We start from the raw sequence: 23,122 nt of genomic DNA, 5'->3' as shown, positions 1-23,122 counted from the left end.
TCGGTGCGGGCGTGCGCTGGCACGCCCGCACCATCCTATGCGAGGGGCTCTGCGGGCCCCCTGCCGGCCACGCGGTCGAGCACGAGTCGCGCGATCCGTTCCGTGCACGGGTGCCCGGTGGCGGCGCCCGTCTCGGCGACCCAGCGTGCGGCGAACGCCGCGGCATCCGTCGTCGTCGCGGTGTCGGCCTCGACGGCGGCCGCGAGCTCCCCGACGGTGGTGCATACGGGGCCGGGCAGGTCGCGCCGGTAGTCGAGGTAGAAGTCGCGGGTCGCCAGGTACTCGTCGAGGTCCGGAGCGAGGAAGTAGGTGGGGATGCCGCGCACGGCCGCCTCGAACAGCGTCGAGGAGTAGTCGGTGATGAAGACGTCGGCGACGGTCAGCATCTCCTGCGTCGAGAAGCCCTCGGCGGTGTCGACGGCGCTCCCGCGGAGCGTCATCAGGGGGTGGAGCTTCACGACCACGTGGACCCCGATCGCCGCGAGGGCGGCGACGACGTCGTCGGGGGCGGACATGGCGGTGTCCTCGATCCGGAACGTCGGGGCGAACACGGCCACACGCGCGTCCCGCAGATGCGGATGCCGGCGGTAGATGCGCTCGCGCGTGCGACGGGTGAGCTCCTCGTCGCGCAGGCGGTCCACGCGGGGCAGGGGAGCCACCACGATCCGGCTCTCGTCGGTGCCGAACGCCTCGGCGTACGGCGCGCGGCACGCCTCGCCGCTGGCCAGCACGAGGTCGTACCCCGCATGCATCCGCATGGCCTGCGCGAGGCGCGCATCGCGTCCTTCGCCTGTACCGAGGATGCTGAGACCGAACTTCTTGAAGGCTCCGAGAGCGTGCCAGATCTGGATGACGCTCAGCTCGTTTTTGTGCCGCAGCATGCTCGCGACCATGGAGTAGGTGTCGACGACCAGGACGCGCGCGGTGGCGACGTGGTACATCTGCACCAGCAGGTGCCCGGCGTAGCCGATCTTGCGGAGGAGGCCGGGCGGTACCATCCGCACGAGCGACACGACGGAGACGGACGGGTCCATGGCGGCGATCGCGGTCCGCAGGTCGATGAAGTCGTCGGTCTCCTCGGGGTGCTCCCGGCTGATCATCACCACCTTGCGTCGGGTGGGCAGCAGCTTGAGCGGCGCGTAGCAGACCCCGAGCACCGTCCGCGCGACGCGGGCCGCGAACACGTGCCGGCCGACCGGGCCGTCGATGCGGGTCGGCGCGACGGGGGGAGTGTCGAGCATCGTGGGGCGGTCGTGGACCTCACGGGGAGTGAGGATCATCTCGCGCACGATGCGCTCGGTCGAGCGGCCGTCGCACGCCGACATGAACCGCTCCCGGAACGCGGCGAGGTCGGCGCCGGCGCGCGCGTCACGGACGGCGGCGGCGAGGTCGGCGCCGTCGGTCACGAGGGGACCGGCGAGGTAGTCCTCGAACGGGTGGTAGAACGAGCGCTCCGCGGCGTAGACCTCGACGTCGGGGCAGAAGAAGACCATCGGGCGGCCGAGCAGGGAGAACTCGAAGATCGCCGAGGAGTAGTCCGTGATGAGGACGTCGGCCGCCATGAGCAGATCGTTGAGCTCGCGTTCCGCGGAGACGTCGAGGATCCGCTCGTGCGACGGGATTCCGGCGGTGGCGCGCGCGACGAACGGGTGCAGCTTGACGAGGACCACCCATTCCTCGCCCAACTCCTCGACGAGCCGGAGCCACGGCACCCAGTCCACGTCGTAGTGCGCGCTCAGCTGGCCGTTGCCCCGGAAGGTCGGCGCGAACACGGCGATGCGCTGCTCGGGTCGGATGCCGAGGCGGGTGCGGACCTCGGTGGCGCTGCGCGCGATCAGGTCGGTGTCGAAGAAGACGTCGGTGCGCGGCACGCCCAGCGCGTGGACCCGCGCGACGTCCATGTCGAACGCCTCCGCGTAATCGGGGCGGATCGCCTCCGAGCTCACCGTGGCATCCGTGTAGTTGCGGTGCGCGACGGACCCGGGGAGGGGGCCGCCGGGAAGGCCCGCGCGGCTCCAGCCGACCTTCTTGTAGGCACCGGCGGCGTGCCAGACCTGCAGCAGACGCGTCTCGGGACGCAGCTGCAACGGGTAGATCATCGGGTAGTAGTCGTCGAGGACGATGGTCTGCGCGCGGGCCAGCTCCCAGGGCAGTCGCAGCGAGTCGCGGAGGGGGCGCCGCTCGGCGAGGCTCCCCTTGAAGATGCCGACGACCTTCGCGTCCGGCCGCTGGCGTCGGATCTCGTCGCGGAGGAAGGCGATGTTGCCCGAGAAGCCCCGGCGGGAGTCCGAGAGGAAGAGGGTGCGTCCCTGCTGGACGCGCGCGATCCGCGAGGCGAGGGCGTAAAGGGCGATCCACAGCCCGAAGCGCCACCTCTGCAGGAAGGCGTTCCCTCGCAGACGCCTGCGAAGTGATCGCACGGTGGAACCTCCTGGATCGTGGCGGGTGTCGCTCGATTCTAAGCCGGTGCTCCGAGCCCGAACGTGTCGGGACGCTCCGACGCATCCGGGGGCAGGGGGCGCTCGCGCCGCCAGCCGCGGACGAGGGACGCCTGCGTGGCGCACAGCACGAGGAGGAACCACCCGAAGCCGCCGAGGGGGGAGCTCGTCACGACGGAGTCGGTGAGGAGCACGATGATGACCAGGGCCGGCCACACGTAGACCGTCGAACGCCGCTCACTCGCCGTCGCCCACGCGCGGGCGAGGGCGAGGCCGACGAAGGCGACGAGGAGCACGACCCCCACGGCGCCCGCCTGCAGCAGGACGTCCATCCAGACGTTGAGGGCCGAGGCATGCGGGCGGCCGGTGACGAGGCGGATGTACGTGAAGGGGGAGAGGTGGTCGGGCCAGGTGCCGACCCACCCCCATCCCTGGACCGGACGCAGCGCCGACATGTCGAGGATCACGTTCCACAGGCGGGAGCGGGTGAAGAAGTCGGGTTCCGCGTTGAGCCAGTACACCAGCGGTCGGCGGAAGATGTAGACGAGCACCAGCCCCACGACGACCACGCCGGCCAGGACCCCTTGCAGGACCGGGCGGACGTGGAGGGGGACGCGACGCAGGACGGCCAGCGCGCCCGTCGCGGCGCCCGAGACGAGGACCATCCCCAGGACGATGGGGGACGCGGTGAACATCGCCAGGACGGCCGCGAGCGAGACGGACCCGATCGCGACGCCCGCACTCACCGATCGCGTGCGCCATTCGACGAGGAAGGTCACGAGGGCGATGATCGTGACCACCCCGAGGACGGTGCGCGTGCCGAAGATCCCCTGGACGGGACCCCCGTCGGCGAGGTTGCCGGCGATGCCGAGGAAGGCGATGGGCAGGTCGAGCAGGATGCCGCTCAGGATCTCGAGTCCGAGCGAGACGCCGAGCAGCACGCGCAGGACGTCGCCGGTGGCGCGCACGGTCTGGAGCGTGTCGCGGAACTGGGCGACGACGACGGCGAGGAAGGTCGGGGCGCCCAGTTGCAGCCACCCCGTCAGGGTCGCCGAGGGCGACGCGGACCACCCCGCCGTGATGATGAGCCAGAGCAGGAGCATCAGGAGCGTGGTCGGGATGAGGTGGATGAGGCGGAGCTCCGCGCGGCGGGCGATCATCATCCCCGCGCCGATCAGGCAGAGACCGCTGAGGACGGCGCCGTACCCCGCGTTGCCCATGAGTTGGCGCAGCGCATGGGTGGAGAACAGGGCGCCGACGGTGACGAGGGTGTAGGCGGCGGCGACGTCGGGGGTCTGCAGCGCGGCGATGAGCCGGGGGAGCGCGCGCACGGTCCTCATCGCTCGGTCGGCCTGTCGCCCTGTTCGCCGATGAGGCGCTCCTCGGATGGTCCGCGGCCGACCAGCGGCGCCTGCTTGATCTTGAACGCGAAGAGGATGAGCAGGAACCATCCCCAGTTCAGCAGCGGCGTCGACTCGGCGAGGCCCTGCACGAGGAGGATCGCGCCCGTGAGGGTCGGGAGCAGCGTCACCGCGGTGTACGGCCGGTCCGCCACGAGGTCCCACCGGGGGCGGTCGACGGCGAAGAACCACGACCGCCAGACGAACGCGACGTACGCGGCGGCGATGAGGACGACGCCGACGGCGCCGAGCTGCAGGAAGACGTCCACCCACATGTTGTGCGCCTGCATGACGGTCTGACCGTGGTCCACGATCCAGCGGTCGAATGCCGGTTCGGTCGGGATCCAGGGCGTGGAGAAGCCCCAGCCGATCACCGGGTGCTCGACCGCCCGATCGAGGACCTTCTCCCAGATCGACTCGCGGCCGGTGAGGTCGCTCGAACGCCCGAGCGCCGAGAAGACGCGGTCTCGCAGCGCCCAGACCGCGAGCAGCCCGCCCACGGCGACGATCGCGTAGACGAGGTAGTAGCGGGTGCGCTCGCCGGCCCGGGTCGTCGTGCGCATCACCAGCACGGTGATGAGCACCACGACGACGGCGACGGCCGACACGGTCGCGGTCGCGGACCCCGCCCGGACGAAAAGGTACACCGCGAGGAGGATCCACAGCACGAGGACCGGGCGCCGAGGCGCGCGGGAGGCGATCCGGATGGCGAAGACGACGATGGCGAGGAGCGCGACGTAGGCGAGCGCGTTGGCGTTGCCGAAGACGCCCTGGATCCGCCCGCCGTCGAGCAGGTTGTCGCGAGACCACAGCACGATCGGATCGTCGACGGGCCCGTCGGGGCGGACGAAGTGCGGCAGGATCGGGCCGATCCAGACGAGGCTGACCCAGAGCTCGAAGAGGATCGACAGCGCCAGCATCCATTTCAGAGCGGATGCCAGGGCGCGCACGACCTCGCGCCAGGTGAGCACGGCGCCCACGAACAGGGCGCCGACCGTCGTCACGATGAGGAGGGCGACGGTGGCGAGGGTCGCGTCCGGCCAGTGCGACCAGAGGAGGGAGAGGACGGCGAAGGCGAGGTAGGCGAGCGCGTACCACGGCAGTCGGCGCCACTGCACGCGCGGGCGGATCGTCACCCACAGCACGACCGAGACGAGGAAGCTCACGATCCCGATGCCCGCGGCGACCTCTATGCCGAAGGCGAGAGGGAGGGCCGTGCCCGACAGGGTGATGACGAGCAGAAGGATGCACCAGCCCCGCAGGAGGATGTGGCTCGTCCGCTCGCGCGGCGGGGCGGCCGGCGGCGCCGAGACCGGGTGCGAGGAATGGACGGCCATGGTGACAGAAGGGTATCGCGCGGCCCTGTGCTTCCTGCTGCCTTGTGCTTCCTGCTGCCTGGTCGTTCCTCCGCACGCCCTAGGCTGATCGCGTGCTGGAGACCCTCTCGAACGAGCCCCGCGACTACGCCTGGGGATCCCCGTCCGCGATCGCCGACCTGCAGGGGCGGGTGCCGACCGGCGGCCCCGAGGCCGAGGTGTGGTTCGGCGACCACCCCGGCAGCCCCGCCCGCCTGGGGGACGGGCGGTCCCTGCCCGAGGCGCGCGCGGCGGCCGGAGAGCCGCCGCTGCCCTTTCTCCTGAAGATCCTCGCCGCCTCGTCGTCACTGTCGATCCAGGCCCACCCCGACCTCGCGCAGGCGAAGGCGGGCTTCGCCGCCGAGGAGGCCGCCGGGGTCCCGCGCGACGCCGGCGACCGCATCTACCGCGACGACAACCACAAGCCCGAGGTCATCGTGGCGCTGAGCGATCCGTTCCGCGCGCTCGTCGGTCTCCGCCCCGTCGCGGACACCCTCCGGCTCCTCGACGGACTGGGCGATGCCGCCGGGGTCGACCGTCTGCGCTCCGCCCTGACGGCGACCGACGCGTCCGCCGCCCTGCGCGGGGTGATCGAGGAGGTGCTCACCGGACGCGCCGAGGACGTCGTCCGCGACGTGTCGGATGCCGTGGCGGATGCGGTCGTGCCCGGCTTCGCGCAGGAGCTCGACGTCCTCCGCGCGATCGTCCGCGACTTCCCCGGGGACGCGGGCATCGTCGTCGCGCTCCTCATGAACCTCGTCGCCCTGCGTCCGGGGGAGGCCGTCTTCGCCCCGGCCGGTGTGCTGCACGCCTACCAGGACGGTCTCGGCGTCGAGTTGATGGCCGCGAGCGACAACGTCCTGCGCGGCGGTCTCACCCCGAAGCACATCGACGTCCCCGAGCTCCTGCGGATCGTCGACACCGAACCGGGACCAGCGCCGCTGCTGACACCCGTGCCGGAGGGTGAGGGCGAGGTGTTCGACGCCGGCGTCCCCGACTTCCTGCTCACGCGTCACGTCCTCGCCGGCGCGCCGGTGCAGGCGCCGCTCGGCGGTCCCGCGATCGTCCTGGCCGTGTCGGGGGAGGTCACCGTCGGGACCGCGGAGCGCGAGGTGACGCTCACGCCGGGGACGGCGGCGTACGCCCAGGACGAAACGTCGATCGCCCTGTCCGGCGACGGGGTCGCCTACCTCGCTCAGCCCGGCCGACCCGCCTGACGCGGCGACACGCCGGGAGCGTCAAGAAGATTCAATCACCGGTTGAGGGTTTACGATTTGCGACTTGACCGGAGCGAATCACACGGGTGTAATTAGGCATCGGCCGCACCGCGGCGAGTGTCTACAGGTGGGAGAGCAAGATGACGGGTTACCGTTCCGGCGTTCCCGAGAATTGGTTCGTCGACCCGGTGAACCTCGGGGTGCCCGGTGTCCGCCGGCGTGTCGAGACCGACGAGGACACCGCGCTCGCGTGGCAGGCCGATGCGCTCTGCGCACAGACCGACCCCGAGGCGTTCTTCCCCGAGAAGGGCGGCTCGACGCGTGACGCCAAGCGGATCTGCACGTCGTGCGACGTCCGCGGCGAATGCCTCGAGTACGCGCTCCAGAACGACGAGCGCTTCGGCATCTGGGGCGGACTGAGCGAGCGCGAGCGCCGCAAGCTCAAGCGTCGCGCGTCCTGACGCGATCCGCGCCACCCCGTCCGTCCTCCCCGAGTCGGGCGGGTCGCGACCTAGGCTGACCTGGTCATGCCCGCCCGAGTACACGCGATCCTCGTCGTCCGCCCCCACGGACGAGGCCCCACGGATCTCCATCTGAGCCGCACGCTGCGCGCGCTCGCCGCCCAGACGCGGCGAGCCGACGTGCTCACCGTGGTCCTCTGCGGACCCGACGAGACCCTGACGCGCCTCGCCTCCGAGTCCGGTGCGGAGGCGGTGATCGTCGCGGGCCGGAACACCGGCTTCGCGGAGGCCCTGCGTCTGGCCGGCCGTCGCATCTCGGGCGACGCGGTGTGGCTGCTCGCGCAGGACACCGCCCCCGCCCCCGATGCCCTCGCCCGGCTGGCCGGTGCCCTCGAGACCGCGCCGTCCGTCGCCCTCGCGGCGCCCAAGCTCGTCTCCTGGGACGATCCGACCCGCATCGTCTCGCTCGGCGTCACCCTGACGCGGACGGGCCGTACCGTCGGACTCGCCGACGGCGAACTCGACCAGGGCCAGCACGACGCCGGCGAGGACGTCCTCGGCTCCGACATCCGCGGCGTCCTCGTCCGTGCCCAGGTGTGGCAGGCGCTGGGGGGCGTCGACCCGGGGCTCGCCGGCGCGGACGAAGGTCTCGACCTCGGCATCCGCGCCCGATTGGCCGGCGGGCGCGTCGCTCTCGCACCGACCGCGATCGTCGCCGTCGCAGGAGACGGTGTCGCCGGTACCCCCACGGCGCGCTCCGCGGGTGCGCGCGGCCGGCGGCTCTACGCGGTGCGCAAAGCGCAACTGCACCGCCGGCTCGTCTACGCCCCCGCCCCGGTCGTCCCTCTGCACTGGCTGTCACTCCTGCCACTGGCCCTGTGGCGCACCCTCGGTCATCTCGTCGCGAAGAACCCGGGCAGGATCGGTCCGGAGTGGGCGGCATCCGTCTCGGTCCTGGTCGGACTCGCGTCCGTCATCCGGGCGCGCCGCACGATCCGCCGGACCCGCACGACGTCGTGGCTGTCCCTCGCGCAGCTGCGCATCGGTCGACGGGACCTGCGCGAACGCCTCGAAGACGAAGCGGATGCCGCGACCGCGCCGCGCGAGGAGCTCCGGTTCTTCAGCGGCGGCGGGGCGTGGGTCGTGCTGGGCGCCCTGGCCACGTCGCTCCTCTCCTTCAGTGCCCTGCTGGCGTGGCCGGTCCTCGGCGGCGGCGGACTCGCGCCGCTGCGCAGCGGCGTCCTCGCGCTCTGGACCGACGCCGCCTACGGGCCGCGTGCGCTCGGATGGGACACCGTCGGGCCCGCCGATCCGTTCGCGGCGGTCGTCGCGCTCATCGGCTCGCTCTCGCCGCTCGCGCCCTCGCGCGCTCTCGTGATCCTGTGGCTGCTCGCGCTGCCTCTGGCCGCCCTCGGCGGCTGGTTCGCGGCCACCCGCGTGACCGAGCGCTCGGTGCTGCGCTGCACGGTCGCGTTCGCCTGGGCGGTCGCCCCGACCTTCCTCGTCGCGCTCGTCGAGGGGCGGCCGGCGGCCGTCATCCTCCATCTCGCGCTGCCGTGGCTCGTCTATACGGCGACCGCGGCGCGTCGTTCCTGGAGCAGCGCTGGTCTCGCCTCGATCCTCCTCGTCATCGTCGTCGCGTGCGCGCCGTCGCTCGCCCCCGCGCTCGGTGCGCTGTGGCTCGTCGCCCTCATCCTCGCGATCGTCGTGCGGCGGGGCCGCGGGGCGGGCCGCATCATCTGGCTCGTGATCCCCTCTGTCGCCGTCTTCCTCCCCCTCGTCTGGTACCATCTGACGAGGGGCGACCCGTTGGCCGTGTTCGCCGACCCCGGGCGCCCGCTGGCCGTCGCCGGCAACCCCGACGGACTGCTGCCGAAGATCCTCTTCGCCTTCGGCTACCCGTCGACCGACGGCGCCGGCTGGCTGCAGTTCCTCGGCGAGGACGGCCGGGCATGGTGGGTCGCGGCCTTCACCGCACCCGTGCTCGTGCTGGCGCTGCTGGGCCCGGCCCTCGGCCGGCTCCTCCCCGCCTCGCTCGCGCTCGTGGCGGCGGGCCTCGGCGTCGCGACCGCGGTCCTGGCCTCCGGCATCGCGCTGACGGCAGGCAGCTCCGGACCGGTCGCGATCTGGCCGGGGAGCGCGCTCTCGCTCGCGTGGGCGGGCCTGCTCCTCGCCGCCGTCGCCGGGCTCGACGGGTTCCGCCGCGTCGACGCGCTCGTGCCGGTGGCGGCATCCCTCGTCATCGCGTTCCTCGCCATCGGCGCCGTCCCGGCCCTGACCGCGGTGATCCGCGGCGACGCGGCCCTCACGGACGGGCCCGCCAGCACCCTGCCCGCCTACGTGCAGACGGCGGGCAGCGAAGGGGAGCGGGACGGCGAGCAGACGGCGACGCTGGTCCTCACGGTCCAGGCGGATGCCGCCTACTCGGCCGCCGTCGTCTGGGGAGCGAGCGAGACCCTCGGCGGTCAGACGACCGTCCAGTCCACGCGCCCCGCGCTCACCGCCGGTGACCGCGAGCTCGCCCACGTGACCGCCGACCTGGTCTCCACCGCGACGGGTGACGTCGTGGCGGACCTCGCCCGGCACGGCATCGCGTACGTGCTGCTCGAGGAGGCGCCGGGGGAGAGCGACGTCGCGCGCGCGGCCCGCCTCGGCGCGCAGAACCTGCTTAATCAGCGAGCCGACCTCGTCAGCGTCGGCGAGACGGCGCGCGGGGCGCTGTGGAGCGTCGACGGGACGATCTCCGAGCGCACCGTGGACGACGCCTCAGGTCCGCATTCGATCCGCGTCGCCCTCCTGCAGCTCGGTGTCATCGTGGTCGCGCTCCTGCTCGCCGTCCCGACCCGCGCCAGCCTGCGCGCCGGGCGCCGGCATCCGCGCATCATCGGCGAAGGGGTCCGGCTGTGATCGCGGCGCGGACCGTCCGCCGCGGGGTCGGGGCGATCGTGAGCCTCGCCGTCGTGGCCGGCGCGTTCCTCGTCATCACGACGCCGTGGCAGGGCGTCGAGCGCTCGACGCTGTCGATCACGACGCGACCCGAGCCCGCGACCTCCGTCCTCTCCTGCGACGGTCCGCTCGTCGCGGTCGGGCGTGACGTCGAGGACCCGGGTGCCCTGCAGGTCGCCGCGGGCGCGAGGATCGTGTCGGGCACAGCCGCCGGGTCGCCCGAACCGGTCCCCGGCGAGATCGCCTCGGCGATCGAGGGCGCCGACCCGATCCCGTCGTTCTCCGCCGAGCCCGTCGACCGCGTCCGCGCGGACCTGGCCGCCGCGCAGTCCGCCCGGGTCGCAGCCGACGACCTCGCCGGCTTCGCCGCGTCGACGTGCGCCCCGCCCGCCATGGAGACCTGGCTCGCCGCCGGCAGCGGTCTCACCGGCGCCGCCGACCTGGTGGTGATCGCCAACCCCGGCGACGTCGCGTCGCGGGTCGATCTCACGGTGTTCGGCGCCGAGGGCCGCACCGCCCCGGAGGCCGGCACGAACATCCTCGTCCCCGCGGGGGAGCAGCGGATCGTCCCCCTCGCGGCGCTCGCCCTGAACGAGGCGAGCCCCGTCGTCCTCGTCTCCGCGAGCCAGGCACCGGTGCAGGCCGCCCTCCAGTCGATGCTCACCCGGACGCTCGTCCCCGTCGGCGTCGACCAGGGCGGCGCCACCGGACTGCCGCGCATGCAGCAGACGATCCCGGCGTTCTCGGCGGTGGGCGGCGGCGACGAACACACCGACACGACGATCCGTCTGCTGGCGCCGTCCGACGACACGACGGCATCCGTCACCGTCACCCCCGTGGGCGGGTCGATGACGGCCGCGTCGTTCACCGACCTCGCGCTCACCGCGGGGGTGCCGATCGAGGTCGACCTCGAGACGCTCCCCGAGGGGCGCTACCGCGTCGAGGTGCAGGCGGGTGCTCCCGTCGTCGCCGCCGCGCACACCTCCACGGGAGCGGATGCCGGGTCGGACTTCGCGTGGTACGGCACCGCCGACGACGTCCGCGTCCCCACACTGGTCGCGGTCTCGGACGGCCCCCGTCCGCAGCTCGCGCTCGTGAACCCGGGCCCGCAGGAGGTCGCCGCGGTGCTCGCGGACGGCGCCGGGGCGGGCGAGCCGCGCGAGGTCCGCGTGCCCGCCGGCGGGTCGGTGTCCGTCGACCTCGCCGCCGGGGAGCTCTACCGCCTGGATCCGGCGGGCGGGACGCTGCGGGCGAGCGTGACCTTCACCGCCTCCGACGCGATCGCGGGCTACGCGGTCGTGCCAGCCGACGCGGCGGCCGCACCCGTCGAGGTCCGGCCGCGCTGACGGGATCGCGGGTCAGAACCGGAAGCGGTCGGGACCGAGGTCCCAGGGATCGCGGTCGAGGTACTCCGCGGCCGCGCGGAACACGCAGCTCTCGATCATCATGCGCCGGTGCAGCTCGTCGTTGCGGTGCAGCCGCGCGAGGCGCTCGATGGGCAGGCGGAACAGCACGATCCGTTTCTGCTCGGACTGCACCACCCAGCGCGGGATGCCGTCGTCGTCGGCGGCGTCCGGCATCCATCCGATGTCGAAGCGGACCTCACGCAGTTCGGGCCAGGCGCTGCGCAGGAACTCGACGGCCGTCGTGACGGTCAGGTCGAACTTCTCGGCGCGCGTCTCGATGGCCGGCAGCGGCGGCCGGACGACCGGGCTGCGGTCGAGGCGTCCGTGCCGGCCGTGGCGGTCGGGGCGTGCGGTCGTGCGGGCGCGACGCCTCACGAATCCCCCTTGCAGCGCATGACGCCATCCTAGGCGCCCGGTGCCGCCGCGTCGGGCGCTCGCCCGATGTCCGCGCGCCAGGGGGCGATGCCGCGGGCGATCAGCGCGAGCGCGGCCTCGAAGGCGTCCGGTGCCGGTGCGGCGGCCGACTCCGGTGAGAGGGCGACAGTGGATGCCGCGGTGCCCCAGGCATCCGCCGCTCGCCGCTGCTGCTCGTGGAAGGTGACGCCCATGACGTAGTGTGTGACCGCGTCGGCGACGACGTCCGCAGCGAGGGAGTGGTCGATCGCGCGGAGGGCGTCGTGCACCGGGGAGGCGACCAGTCCGAGGGCGAGCGAGCTCGAGACGACCTCCGCGCCGTCGCGGTGCGCGAGCAGGCGGTCGTGCAGGCGGCGCCCGAGCGTCACCGCGGCCCGCTCGAGATCGTCGGAGTCGCCGTCGCGGAGCGCGACCGGGGCGAGGATGCGGGCGCTCACCTGAGCCAGCAGCTCCTGCTTGCTCGCGACGTGCCAGTAGAGCGCGCTGGGCTGCACCCCGAGCTCCTCGCCGAGGCGGCGCATCGACAGGTCGGGCAGGCCGACACGGTCGAGCAGGACGAGGGCCGCGTCGACGACGTCGTCCTTCGACCGCCGCGCGCCGCGGGGGTTTGGATCGCGCGGAGACATGCCGCTACCCTACCTGAACGGTGTTCACGTGAACGCTGTTCAGGAGGATGAGATGACCCACGACCACCCCGCCCGCACCCCGCGGCTCGACACGACCGACCTGGCCCGCGCCGCCGTCTTCGCCGGTGTCATCGCGATCCTGGGGCTGCCGGGGTCGTTCTCCGTCTTCGGCGGGGTGCCGATCACGGCGCAGACCCTCGGCGTCATGCTCGCCGGCGCCGTCCTGGGACCGCTCGTGGGCGCCGTCTCGGTCGGCACGCTGCTCGTGCTCGTCGCCGTCGGCCTGCCGCTGCTCGCGGGCGGACGCGGGGGAGCAGGTGTCTTCGTCGGCCCCACCGCGGGATACCTGGTCGGCTGGCTCGTCGGTGTCGTCGTGATCGGCCTCATCGTGCACCTGGGCGGCCGGCGGCCGGTGTGGTGGCGGACCTTCGCGGGCGTCGTGATCGGCGGGGTGGTCGTGGTCTACGCGTGCGGCATCCCGATCCAGAGCCTCGTCATGCGCATCGGAGTGGACCAGGCCCTCCTCGCGAACCTCGCGTTCGTCCCGGGCGACCTCGCGAAGGCCGTCGTCGCGACGGTCGTCGTCGGCGCGCTCGTGCGCGGCTATCCGCGCGCGTTCCGACGGACGTGGGCGCGCGCGGCCGCCCCGCGTGAGGCGGCGCCGGTCCGGTGACGAGCGCGCTCCGCTTCGTCGACGTGACGGTGCGGCTGGCCGACACCGACGTCCTGCGGGGGATCGACCTCGCCGTGGACGCGCGGACCGTCGCGATCGTCGGCGACAACGGGTCCGGCAAGTCGACCCTCGCGCGGCTGATCGGCGGGCTCGTCCGTCCGACGATGGGCCGCGTCGAGGTGCTGGGGCTCGACGCGGCGAGGGATGCCGCGGCCCTCCGACGTCGCGTGGCGGTCGTCTTCAGCAATCCCGACGCCCAGATCCTCATGCCGACGGTGGCCGAGGACGTCGCCTTCTCGTTGCGTGCGGACCGCCTGCCGCGGGCGGAGCGCGACGCCCGCGTCGCCGCCGCGCTGGAGCGTTTCGGGCTCACCCCGCTCGCGGACCGGCCCGCGTTCGAGCTGTCGGGCGGGCAGAAGCAGCTCCTCGCCCTGTGCGGCGCGTTCGTGCGGACGCCGGATCTCGTCGTGGCGGACGAGCCGACCGCGTTCCTCGACGGTCGCAACGCCCACCTCGTCGCGGGTCACCTGCTCGCCGACACCGGCCACCGCCTCGTCGTCGTGACGCACGACCTCGAGCTCGCCGCGCGATGCGACGTCGCGGTGCGGGTCGACGACGGACGCATCGCCCAGGTGGGGGAGGCGCCGGACGTGGTCGCCGCACACACCGCGAGGTGGCGGTGCTGACGCTGTACCGCTCCGGCGACGGCCCGTGGCACCGGATGCCCGCCGGACGCAAGACCGTGCTGCTGCTCATCCTCGTCCTCGCCGTCTCGCTGCTGCCTCCCGTCTGGCCGGCCGCGGTGGCGGCGTCCGTGCTGTGCCTCGCGTGCTACGCGGTGCCGGGCGTCGGGGTGCGGGAGCTCGGGCGGCAGGTCTGGGCGCTCCGCTGGCTCGTCCTCGTGGCTTTCGGCATCCCTTGCTTCTTCCTGGGTGTCGAGGCCGCCGCCGTCGGCACGGTCCGCATCGTCGCCGCGGTCGCCCTCGCGGGCCTGCTGTCGCTGACGACGCCGGTCGCGGTCCTCCTCGACGTCGTCGAGCGGGCGCTGCGACCGCTGCACCGCGTGGGGGTGGATGCCGCCCGCACGGCCCTCCTGCTCGTCGTCGCGCTCGGCACGGTGCCCACCCTGGCCCGTCTCGCGCGCGAGGTGCGCAGCGCGCAGCACGCGCGCGGCGCCCGCGGCATCCGGGTGTTCGTCGTCCCGTTCCTCGTCCTGGCGCTGCGCCACGCGGACGACCTGGGCGACGCCCTGACGGCGCGCGGCGTCCGCTGAACCCGGCGCGGCATCCCGGTGGCGGGGGAGGCGCCGGATAGCGTGGACGCGATGCTCGACAGACTCTGCTCCAAGGTGGGCTGCGCCCGCGAGGCCGTGACGACCCTGACCTACGACTACGGCGACCAGATGGCCGTCCTCGGTCCGCTCGGCGCCGGGAACGACCCGCACGCGCACGACCTGTGCGCCATCCACACCACTCGGATGTCGGTGCCCAAGGGCTGGGTCGTCGTGCGTCACGAGACCCTCCGCGTCTGAGCCGGCGTGGGAGAATGGGCGCGTGCCCACTCCCGTGAAGACCCTCGAACACGTCGTCGCCGACCTCTCGCTCGCCGACGCCGGCCGTCACCAGATCCGTCTCGCCGAGAACGAGATGCCGGGTCTCATGGCGCTGCGCGAAGAGTACGGCCCCTCGCAGCCCCTCGCCGGCGCGCGCATCGCCGGTTCGCTGCACATGACCGTCCAGACCGCGGTGCTCATCGAGACCCTCGTCGCCCTCGGCGCCCAGGTCCGCTGGGCCAGCTGCAACATCTTCTCGACGCAGGACGAGGCCGCCGCCGCCGTCGTCGTGGGACCCTCCGGCACCGTCGCCGAGCCCGCGGGGGTGCCGGTGTTCGCCTTCAAGGGCGAGACGCTCGAGCAGTACTGGGAGCTCGCCGACCGCATCTTCGACTGGTCGGAGGAGGGCTTCGACGGCCCCAACCTCATCCTCGACGACGGGGGTGACGCGACTCTCCTCGTCCACAAGGGCGCCGAGTTCGAAGCCGCGGGCGCCGTGCCCGAGGCGGGCCCCACCGACTCCGCCGAGTACCGCATCGTGCTCGAGACGCTCCGGCGCTCGCTCGCGCGCGACCCGCAGCGCTTCACGCGCATCGCGGCCGGTCTCCTCGGGGTGACGGAGGAGACCACGACCGGCGTGCACCGCCTCTACGAGCTCCACGCCGCGGGCAAGCTCCTGTTCCCCGGCATCAACGTCAACGACTCCGTCACGAAGTCGAAGTTCGACAACAAGTACGGCATCCGTCACTCGCTCCCCGACGGCATCAACCGGGCCACCGACGTCCTGATCGGCGGCAAGGTCGCGTTCGTCGTCGGGTACGGCGACGTCGGCAAGGGGGCCGCCGAGGCGCTGCGCGGCCAGGGCGCGCGCGTCATCGTGAGCGAAGTCGACCCGATCTGCGCCCTGCAGGCCGCGATGGACGGCTACCAGGTCGCCCGGCTCGAGGACGTCGCCGAGCAGGTCGACATCGTCATCACGGGGACGGGCAACACCCGCGTCGTGACCGTCGACCACCTGCTCTCCCTCAAGCACCTCGCCATCGTCGGCAACGTCGGTCACTTCGACGACGAGATCGACATGGCCGCGCTCGAGTCGCTGCCCGGTGTCGAGAAGATCGAGATCAAGCCGCAGGTGCACGAGTACCGGCTGCCGACCGGGCGCAGCATCCTGGTCCTGTCCGAGGGGCGTCTGCTGAACCTCGGCAACGCGACCGGACACCCGTCCTTCGTCATGAGCGCGTCGTTCACCAACCAGGTGCTCGCCCAGATCGAGCTGTACACGAAGCTCGACGAGTACCCGACGGGGGTCTACGTCCTGCCGAAGGCGCTCGACGAGAAGGTGGCGCGGCTGCACCTGCCGGCCCTGGGCGTGCAGCTGACGCAGCTCACCGACGAGCAGGCCGCCTACATCGGAGTGCCCGTCGACGGACCCTACAAGCTCGATCACTACCGCTACTGACCACGCGACACGCCCGGCTCGACTCTCTTTTGATCTGATCAAAAAAGAACTAGACTGAGGGCATGACCGATCCCGCCCCGAACCCCGACATCGCGCTCCGCGACGCCGGTCTGCGGGTGACGGAGTCGCGTCGTGCCGTCTTCGCCGCGCTCGCCGCCCACCCGCACGCCAGCGCGGAGGCGCTCTACGCCGCCGTGGCGGACGAGCTTCCCAAAGCGAGCCGGCAGTCGGTCTACAACGCGTTGCACGACTTCGCGGATGCGGCCCTCGTCCGCCGCATCGAGCCGGCCGGGCAGCCGATGCTCTTCGAACTCCGGGTCGACGACAACCACCACCACCTCGTCTGCACGTCGTGCGGGCGTGTGGAGGATGTGGACTGCGCCGTCGGCGCCGCTCCGTGCCTGCATCCCTCCGACGACCGCGGGTTCCGCATCGCGTCCGCCGAAGTCACCTACTGGGGTCTCTGCGCCGACTGCGCCGCCGAGACCGCCGCCTGACCATCCCCTCTCCACACCCCGAACGGAAGGATCACCATGAGCGACCGTGACCCCCAGGCCGAGCCCCTCGGCGCCGAGGCCACCGACGTCGACCAGGCCGTCACCCCCATCGACACGCCCGTCGACGAGCGCGCCGACGGCGAGGACCGTCCGCGTTCCAACCAGGCCGACGGATGCCCCGTCTTCCACGGCGCGCCCGGTGCCGACCGCGAGAACCACGGCGCACAGCCGCACCCGACCGTGGGGTCTGCGAACCAGGTCTGGTGGCCGAACCAGCTGAACCTCCGCATCCTGAAGAAGAACCCCGCCGTCGGCAACCCCGTCGGCGAGGACTTCGACTACAAGGCCGCGTTCGAGGGCCTCGACCTGGCCGCCGTGAAGGCGGACATCGCCGAGGTCCTCACCACCTCGCAGGACTGGTGGCCCGCCGACTTCGGCAACTACGGACCGCTCATGATCCGCATGGCGTGGCACTCCGCCGGCACCTACCGTGCGACCGACGGTCGCGGCGGCGGCGGCACCGGCCAGCAGCGTTTCGCGCCGCTGAACAGCTGGCCCGACAACGTCAACCTCGACAAGGCCCGCCGACTCCTCTGGCCCGTCAAGAAGAAGTACGGCCAGTCGCTGTCGTGGGGCGACCTCATGATCCTCGCCGGCAACGTCGCGCTCGAGACCATGGGCTTCGAGACGTTCGGCTTCGGCGGCGGCCGCCCCGACGTGTGGGAGCCGGACGACGACGTGTACTGGGGACCCGAGACGACGTGGCTCGCCGACGAGCGCTACAGCGGCGACCGCAACCTCGAGAAGCCGCTCGCGGCGGTCCAGATGGGTCTCATCTACGTCAACCCCGAGGGCCCGAACGGCGAGCCCGACCCGCTGAAGTCGGCCCGCGACATCCGTGAGACCTTCGGGCGGATGGGGATGGACGACGAGGAGACCGTCGCGCTCATCGCCGGTGGTCACACGTTCGGCAAGACCCACGGCGCCGCGCCTGACACGAACGTCGAGGCGAACCCCGAGGCCGCCGGCCTCGAGCAGCAGGGCCTCGGCTGGAAGAACAACCACGGCACCGGGAAGGGCGACGACACCATCACGTCGGGCCTCGAGGTCACGTGGACCTACCACCCGACCCGGTGGGACAACGAGTTCTTCCACATCCTCTACGCCTACGAGTGGGAGCTCATGCGCAGCCCCGGCGGGGGGCACCAGTGGCGGCCGAAGAACGGTGCCGGCGCCGACATGGTCCCGCTCGCGCACTCCGACGGGCGCCGCGAGCCCCGCATGCTCACGAGCGACCTGGCGCTGCGCACCGACCCGGCGTACGACGCGGTCTCGCGCCGCTTCAAGGACGACCCGGTCGCGTTCGGCGACGCGTTCGCCCGCGCGTGGTTCAAGCTGACCCACCGTGACATGGGCCCCGTGGCCCGCTACCTCGGACCCGAGGTGCCGCAGGAGGAGCTCATCTGGCAGGACCCCGTGCCCGCGGTGGACCACCCGCTGATCGACGAGGCCGCCGCCGCCGACCTGAAGCAGCGCATCCTCGCGACCGGCCTGACGGTGTCGCAGCTCGTCTCGACGACGTGGGCCGCGGCATCCACCTTCCGCGGCAGCGACAAGCGCGGCGGCGTGAACGGCGCCCGCATCCGTCTGGCTCCGCAGAAGGACTGGGAGGTCAACAACCCCGCCCAGCTGCAGACGGTCCTCGCCGCCCTCGAGGGCGTCAAGGCCGCCTTCGACGCCGAGCGGACGGACGGCACGAAGGTCTCGCTCGCCGACCTCATCGTGCTGGCAGGCAACGCCGGCGTCGAGAAGGCCGCGAAGGATGCCGGGGTCGAGGTCACCGTGCCGTTCCACCCCGGTCGTACCGACGCGTCGCAGGAGCAGACCGACGAACTGTCGTTCGGTTACCTCGAGCCGGCGGCCGACGGGTTCCGCAACTACTACGGACCGAACGCGTTCCTGCCCGCCGAGCACCACCTCATCGACAAGGCGAACCTGCTGACCCTGAGCGCGCCCGAGACGACCGTCCTCGTCGGCGGCCTCCGCGCCCTGGGGGCGAACTGGGACGGCTCGTCGCACGGCGTGTTCACCGACCGGCCCGGCGTCCTCACGAACGACGTGTTCGTGAACCTGCTCGACCTCGGTGCCACGTGGAAGCCGCTCGACCCCGGATCGCATGCGTTCCGCGGAACGGCGGCGGACGGTTCCGAGATCGGTGTCGGCACCCGCGTCGACCTCCTCTTCAGCGCGAACTCCGAACTGCGCGCGCTCGCCGAGGTCTACGCCTCGGACGACGCCGCGGAGAAGTTCGTCCGCGACTTCGTCGCCGCGTGGACGAAGGTCACCGAGCTCGACCGGTTCGACCTCCACGCCTGACCCCCGCCGGTCACCCGCACGGCCCGTCCCTCCGGGGCGGGCCGTGCGTCGTCCCGCCGGGCAGGTCACGGTTCGGTTACTGTGGACTCACCCGTGGGCGGAGCACCGGCATCCGCTGACCCCGAAGGACGACATCGGCCCTATGACATCGCGCATCCTGGTTGTCGACGACGACACCGCTCTCGCAGAGATGATCGGCATCGTGCTGCGCACCGAAGGCTTCGACGTCGCCTTCTGCGCCGACGGCGGCACCGCGGTCGACGCGTGGCGGGACGAGCGTCCGGATCTGATCCTGCTCGACCTCATGCTGCCGGGGATGGACGGGATCGAGGTGTGCACGCGGGTGCGCGCCGAGTCCGGCGTCCCGATCATCATGCTGACGGCCCGCACCGACACCGCCGACGTCGTTCGCGGGCTCGAATCCGGCGCCGACGACTACATCGTCAAGCCCTTCAACCCGAAGGAGCTCGTCGCGCGGATCAAGACCCGGCTGCGCCCCACGGCCGAGGCGCGCTCCGAGAGTCTGCGCATCGGGGACCTCACCGTCGACGTCGCGGCCCACGAGGTGCGCCGCGGGGATTCGCCGATCGCCCTCACGCCGCTCGAGTTCGAGCTCCTCGTCGCGCTCGCGTCCAAGCCGCAGCAGGTCTTCACCCGCGAGATGCTGCTCGAGCAGGTCTGGGGTTATCACTACAAGGCCGACACGCGCCTGGTGAACGTGCACGTCCAGCGCCTGCGGGCGAAGGTCGAGCGCGACCCCGACAACCCGCAGATCGTGACCACCGTGCGCGGCGTGGGCTATCGCGCCGGCGCCGCGGTGTGACCACCGGGAGCACCCCGCCGTGTCGGTGACCGCCCGCACCGGCACGCACACCGTCGTCCCGCCGTGGCGCGACTGGCGGTCCTGGCAGCGCCGCGTGCAGTACGCCTGGCGTCGCTCGCTGCGCTTCCGCACCCTGTCGGTGACCCTCACCCTCACGGCGCTGACGATCCTCGTCGCGCTCGTCTGGATGTCGCTCGCGATCCTCACCGACCTCTACGAGTCGCGCGCCGAACAGGTGCAGGATGCCGCGCAGCGCGCGACGCAGGCGGCGCAGAGCACGTTCGACGCGGCGGTCGTCGACAGCGACGAGGTCGCCCTTCAGGTGCTGATGGACGAGGTCCGGCGCGAGATCCTGTCGCGGCAGGCCGGGACGACGATGCTCGCGGTCTTCCGCATCGACGACGAGCCGTCGGCGATCGCGCCGCAGAACTTCGAGGCGGGCGGTCTCGAGGAGTCGATGATCTCTCCCGAGCTGCGCGAGAGCGTCCGCCTCACGGGGGACCGGCAGTGGTGGCAGTCGATCGGGCTGCCCGAGGCCGACGGGGGCGAGACGCCCGGGATCATCGTCGGTCAGCAACTGGTGCTGCCCGAAGCGGGGGCCTACGAGGTGTACTTCGCCTACGACCTCGGGTCCGAGGCGCAGACCCTGCAGTTCGTCCAGGTGACGCTGTGGGTCGTCGGTGTCGCCCTGCTCGTCCTCATCGGCGGGATCTCGCTCTTCGTGCTGCGTTCGGTGACCGTCCCGATCGCCCAGGCCGCCGAGACGAGCGCGAAGCTCGCGGCGGGGGACCTGGGCGTCCGACTGCCGGTGCGCGGCGAGGACGAGTTCGCGACCCTGGGCCGGTCGTTCAACGCGATGGCCGACAGCATCGAGGGGCAGATCAAGGAGCTCGCCGAGCTCTCGCTCGTCCAGCAGCGGTTCGTGTCGGACGTCTCGCACGAATTGCGGACGCCCCTGACGACCATCCGACTCGCGGCCGACATGATCAACGATCAGCGCGACGAGTTCGACGCGTCGACCGCGCGTGCCGCAGAGCTCCTGCACGCGCAGGTGCAGCGGTTCGAGGTGCTCCTCGCCGACCTCCTGGAGATCAGCCGCTACGACGCCGGCTCGGTGCAGCTCGAACTCGAACCGACGAGCCTCGCACACCTGGCGGAGGACGTCATCGAGTCGATGGCGCAGCTCGCCGAGCAGCACGGCAGCGACGTGCGACTGGTCGCCCCCGGAGGCTACTCGCCCGTCGACATGGACCCGCGCCGCATCCGCCGTATCGTCCGGAACCTCCTCGGCAACGCGATCGAGCACGGCGAGGGCCGGCCGATCGTCGTGACCGTCGACAGCGACCAGCGCGCCGTGGCCCTCGGCGTCCGCGACTTCGGTCTCGGGATGAGCGAGGCCGACGCCGAGCGGGTCTTCGACCGGTTCTGGCGCGCCGACCCGTCGCGTCGACGCACGATCGGCGGGACGGGTCTCGGACTCTCGATCGCCCTCGGCGACGCGCGACTGCACGGCGGCACGCTCGAGGTCTGGTCCGAGCTGGGCGGCGGCAGCCACTTCGTCCTCACCCTGCCGCGGCACGCGGGAGAGCACCTCTCGGGCCCGTCGCCCATCGAACTCGATCCCCGGGACGACGCCGCCCTCGGCGACCTCGGCCTCACCCAGCCCATCTCCCTGCCGCCCCGGGAGGAGAACCCGTGACCGTCCGTCGTCCGCTCGGTGCCGCCGTCCTGGTGGTCGTCGCCCTCGTCCTCTCGGCCTGCGCCGGGCTGCCCCTCGGGGGTCCCGTCCACGTCGGCAAGGCGATCGACGAGGTCGAGGGTCCGCCCGACTTCGCGTTCGTCCCGGACGGTCCGGTGAAGGATGCCACGCCCCAGCAGATCGTCGAGGGGTTCGTCGCGGCCGGTTCCGGCCCCCGCGGGAACTGGGAGGTCGCGCAGGAGTTCCTCACGACCCCGTTCCGTCAGCAGTGGCAGCCGCAGGCGAACGTCACCGTCTATCGTCCGGGGGAGAGCTCGATTTCCTCGCCCGCCGAGAACGAGATCGTCTTCACGGTCGACCCGGTCGCCAACGTCGACGCCACCGGATCGTACGAGCCGGCCGAGCAGGGCCGCATCCCGTTCGCCTTCTCCCTCGCGCAGGAGGACGGGCAGTGGCGCATCTCCCAGGCGCCCGACGGCATCGTCCTCGACGCCAACCGCTTCGCCTCGGTCTTCCAGAGCTACGATCTCGCCTACTTCGACCGCGGGTGGGACACGGTGATCCCCGACGTCCGCTGGTTCCCGTCGACCAACGCCGCCACGCGGATCACCGCCGCGCTCGTGTCGGGCACGCCGAGCCCGTGGCTGGCCGAGTCCGTGCGCACCGCGTTCACGGGCGAGGTGGGTCTCGCGCAGCCGTCGGTGCCCGTCGAGGCGGGGGTCGCGCGCATCTCGTTCGACCCGGCGATCCGGGACCTCGGCCGCGAGACGATCGCGCGCATGAAGACCCAGCTCGGCGCGAGCCTGGCGGGCGCCGGCATCCTCGACGTGCAGCTGCTCGTCGGGGACGAACCGTTGGACGTGACCGCCGTCCCGACCCGCTCGACCGCGGTCGACACGCGCCCGCTCGTCCTCCAGGACGGCAGGTTCGGGTTCCTCTCGGGCAACGACCTCGACGAGGTCGACGGCTTCGGGCAGGCCTTGCAGAGTCTCGACGCCCGGGCAGTCGAAACGGATGCCGCACGCCGGACGGCGGCGGTCCGGACGGGCTCCGGCGCGATCCTCCGCGTGCCCGCGAACGGCGAGTACACCGAGCTCGACACCCGCCCGGGCATGACGAAGCCGTCGATCGACACCGAGGGCTACATCTGGACGGTGCCGCGGGACCAGCCGGAGGAGGTCGTCGCGTACGGTCCCGACGGTACCGCGCAGACCATCCCGTCCGGCTGGGTGGGCGCAAGCGAGGTGAGCGCGATGCGGGTCTCCCGCGACGGTGCCCGGATCGCCGCGCTCGTGCGCAGCGGCGGCCGGTCGGCCGTCTGGGTGGCCGGCATCGTCCGGGACGAGAACGGGGCGCCGGTGTCGCTCGGCCAGCCGCTGCTCGTGGCGAACCTCGCCGGTCGCGGTGTCGACCTCGCGTGGGTCGACGGCGCGACGCTGGCCCTCGTCTTCGTCGACGGCGATCAGCGCGTCGTCCGTGAGCAGACGATCGGCGGGCAGGGCACGGAGGTGCGCGCGCCCGACGACGTCGTCGCGATCGCCGCCGGGAACCAGAGCGGCAGCGCGCGGCTGCTGACCTCCGACGGCAGCCTCTATGTGCAGCGCGGCTCGTGGCAGGTGATCGCCTCCGACGTGTCGGCCCTCGCCGTCCAGCAGGGTCTCCCCGGGTGAGTCCTCCTCCCCACCCGCCGCGGTGGGGAGACCCTCCTCGTTCTGCGCCGCCCGCGGGCGGGCGGGCGTGCCGGCGCGGCAGGCTGAGCGGATGCCGCCGCCCAGATCGG

Annotated in this window: 19 protein-coding genes; 14 read left to right on the top strand and 5 right to left on the bottom strand. The window is 72.5% G+C overall.

What is annotated here, in order from left to right:
- Positions 1–35 precede the first annotated feature (35 nt).
- Genes NH287_RS08215 through NH287_RS08205 form a run of 3 tightly spaced genes read right to left on the bottom strand, consistent with a single transcriptional unit; the run spans position 36 to position 5,175 of the window.
- Positions 36–2,420, bottom strand: a complete 2,385-nt coding sequence (locus NH287_RS08215; RefSeq protein ID WP_253035208.1) for a CDP-glycerol glycerophosphotransferase family protein — start codon at positions 2,418–2,420, stop codon at positions 36–38.
- A gap of 38 nt (positions 2,421–2,458) precedes the next feature.
- Positions 2,459–3,778 carry an O-antigen ligase gene (locus NH287_RS08210; protein WP_253035207.1) on the bottom strand — a complete coding sequence of 440 codons (1,320 nt, stop codon included), beginning with the start codon at positions 3,776–3,778 and terminating at the stop codon, positions 2,459–2,461.
- Positions 3,775–5,175: an O-antigen ligase gene (locus NH287_RS08205; protein ID WP_253035205.1), complete on the bottom strand. Its 1,401-nt coding sequence runs from the start codon at positions 5,173–5,175 to the stop codon at positions 3,775–3,777. Before NH287_RS08205 ends, NH287_RS08210 begins: the two co-directional genes overlap by 4 nt.
- A 92-nt stretch (positions 5,176–5,267) precedes the next feature.
- On the opposite strand from NH287_RS08205, the gene manA reads away from it, so the two are divergent.
- The 4 genes from manA (at position 5,268) to NH287_RS08185 (ending at position 11,163) form a co-directional block, all read left to right on the top strand.
- Positions 5,268–6,410 (top strand): mannose-6-phosphate isomerase, class I, encoded by a 1,143-nt coding sequence (gene manA, locus NH287_RS08200; RefSeq protein WP_253035204.1) that lies wholly within the window; start codon positions 5,268–5,270, stop codon positions 6,408–6,410.
- A 140-nt stretch (positions 6,411–6,550) separates the two neighbouring features.
- On the top strand, positions 6,551–6,871 hold the full coding sequence (locus tag NH287_RS08195) for a WhiB family transcriptional regulator (protein WP_082886057.1): 321 nt from the start codon (positions 6,551–6,553) through the stop codon (positions 6,869–6,871).
- A gap of 66 nt (positions 6,872–6,937) precedes the next feature.
- Positions 6,938–9,778, top strand: a complete 2,841-nt coding sequence (locus NH287_RS08190; RefSeq protein ID WP_253035203.1) for a glycosyltransferase — start codon at positions 6,938–6,940, stop codon at positions 9,776–9,778.
- Positions 9,775–11,163, top strand: coding sequence for a DUF5719 family protein (locus NH287_RS08185; protein ID WP_253035202.1), 1,389 nt, complete (start codon positions 9,775–9,777; stop codon positions 11,161–11,163). Before NH287_RS08190 ends, NH287_RS08185 begins: the two co-directional genes overlap by 4 nt.
- Positions 11,164–11,175: 12 nt before the next feature.
- Here the strand turns inward: NH287_RS08185 and NH287_RS08180 are convergent, their stop codons facing one another.
- A complete protein-coding gene (locus tag NH287_RS08180) occupies positions 11,176–11,598 on the bottom strand; it encodes a metallopeptidase family protein (RefSeq protein ID WP_217531100.1) in 423 nt (140 codons plus the stop codon).
- A gap of 29 nt (positions 11,599–11,627) precedes the next feature.
- Entirely contained in the window at positions 11,628–12,263 is a 636-nt protein-coding gene (locus NH287_RS08175; RefSeq protein WP_253035201.1) for a TetR family transcriptional regulator, read from the bottom strand.
- Positions 12,264–12,315: 52 nt separating this feature from the next.
- Here NH287_RS08175 and NH287_RS08170 point away from each other — a divergent pair, with 52 nt between their 5' ends.
- The 10 genes from NH287_RS08170 (at position 12,316) to NH287_RS08125 (ending at position 23,012) form a co-directional block, all read left to right on the top strand.
- Entirely contained in the window at positions 12,316–12,936 is a 621-nt protein-coding gene (locus tag NH287_RS08170) for a biotin transporter BioY (RefSeq protein WP_253035200.1), read from the top strand.
- On the top strand, positions 12,933–13,622 hold the full coding sequence (locus NH287_RS08165; RefSeq protein WP_253035199.1) for an ABC transporter ATP-binding protein: 690 nt from the start codon (positions 12,933–12,935) through the stop codon (positions 13,620–13,622). The genes NH287_RS08170 and NH287_RS08165 overlap by 4 nt, the downstream gene beginning before the upstream one ends.
- Positions 13,616–14,209, top strand: coding sequence for an energy-coupling factor transporter transmembrane component T (locus NH287_RS08160; protein WP_253035221.1), 594 nt, complete (start codon positions 13,616–13,618; stop codon positions 14,207–14,209). Before NH287_RS08165 ends, NH287_RS08160 begins: the two co-directional genes overlap by 7 nt.
- A 51-nt stretch (positions 14,210–14,260) precedes the next feature.
- Positions 14,261–14,467, top strand: coding sequence for a DUF3499 family protein (locus NH287_RS08155; protein ID WP_064002410.1), 207 nt, complete (start codon positions 14,261–14,263; stop codon positions 14,465–14,467).
- A gap of 22 nt (positions 14,468–14,489) precedes the next feature.
- Complete coding sequence (gene ahcY, locus NH287_RS08150) at positions 14,490–15,947, top strand: adenosylhomocysteinase (protein WP_253035198.1); 1,458 nt, start codon at positions 14,490–14,492, stop codon at positions 15,945–15,947.
- Between the two features lie 62 nt (positions 15,948–16,009).
- Positions 16,010–16,444, top strand: coding sequence for a Fur family transcriptional regulator (locus NH287_RS08145; protein WP_253035197.1), 435 nt, complete (start codon positions 16,010–16,012; stop codon positions 16,442–16,444).
- Positions 16,445–16,480: 36 nt separating this feature from the next.
- The gene (katG, locus tag NH287_RS08140; protein ID WP_253035196.1) at positions 16,481–18,820 is read left to right on the top strand and encodes a catalase/peroxidase HPI; all 2,340 of its coding nucleotides are present in this window, start codon (positions 16,481–16,483) and stop codon (positions 18,818–18,820) included.
- A gap of 142 nt (positions 18,821–18,962) precedes the next feature.
- A complete protein-coding gene (gene mtrA / locus NH287_RS08135; RefSeq protein WP_217531226.1) occupies positions 18,963–19,643 on the top strand; it encodes an MtrAB system response regulator MtrA in 681 nt (226 codons plus the stop codon).
- A gap of 19 nt (positions 19,644–19,662) precedes the next feature.
- On the top strand, positions 19,663–21,342 hold the full coding sequence (gene mtrB / locus NH287_RS08130; RefSeq protein WP_253035195.1) for an MtrAB system histidine kinase MtrB: 1,680 nt from the start codon (positions 19,663–19,665) through the stop codon (positions 21,340–21,342).
- Complete coding sequence (locus NH287_RS08125) at positions 21,339–23,012, top strand: LpqB family beta-propeller domain-containing protein (protein ID WP_253035194.1); 1,674 nt, start codon at positions 21,339–21,341, stop codon at positions 23,010–23,012. Before mtrB ends, NH287_RS08125 begins: the two co-directional genes overlap by 4 nt.
- Positions 23,013–23,122 lie beyond the last annotated feature (110 nt).

The sequence above is a fragment of the Microbacterium sp. CnD16-F genome, assembly GCF_024124465.1.
In the GTDB taxonomy this organism is placed as follows: domain Bacteria; phylum Actinomycetota; class Actinomycetes; order Actinomycetales; family Microbacteriaceae; genus Microbacterium; species Microbacterium gawkjiense.
This window is presented reverse-complemented; position numbering and strand designations above follow the sequence as displayed.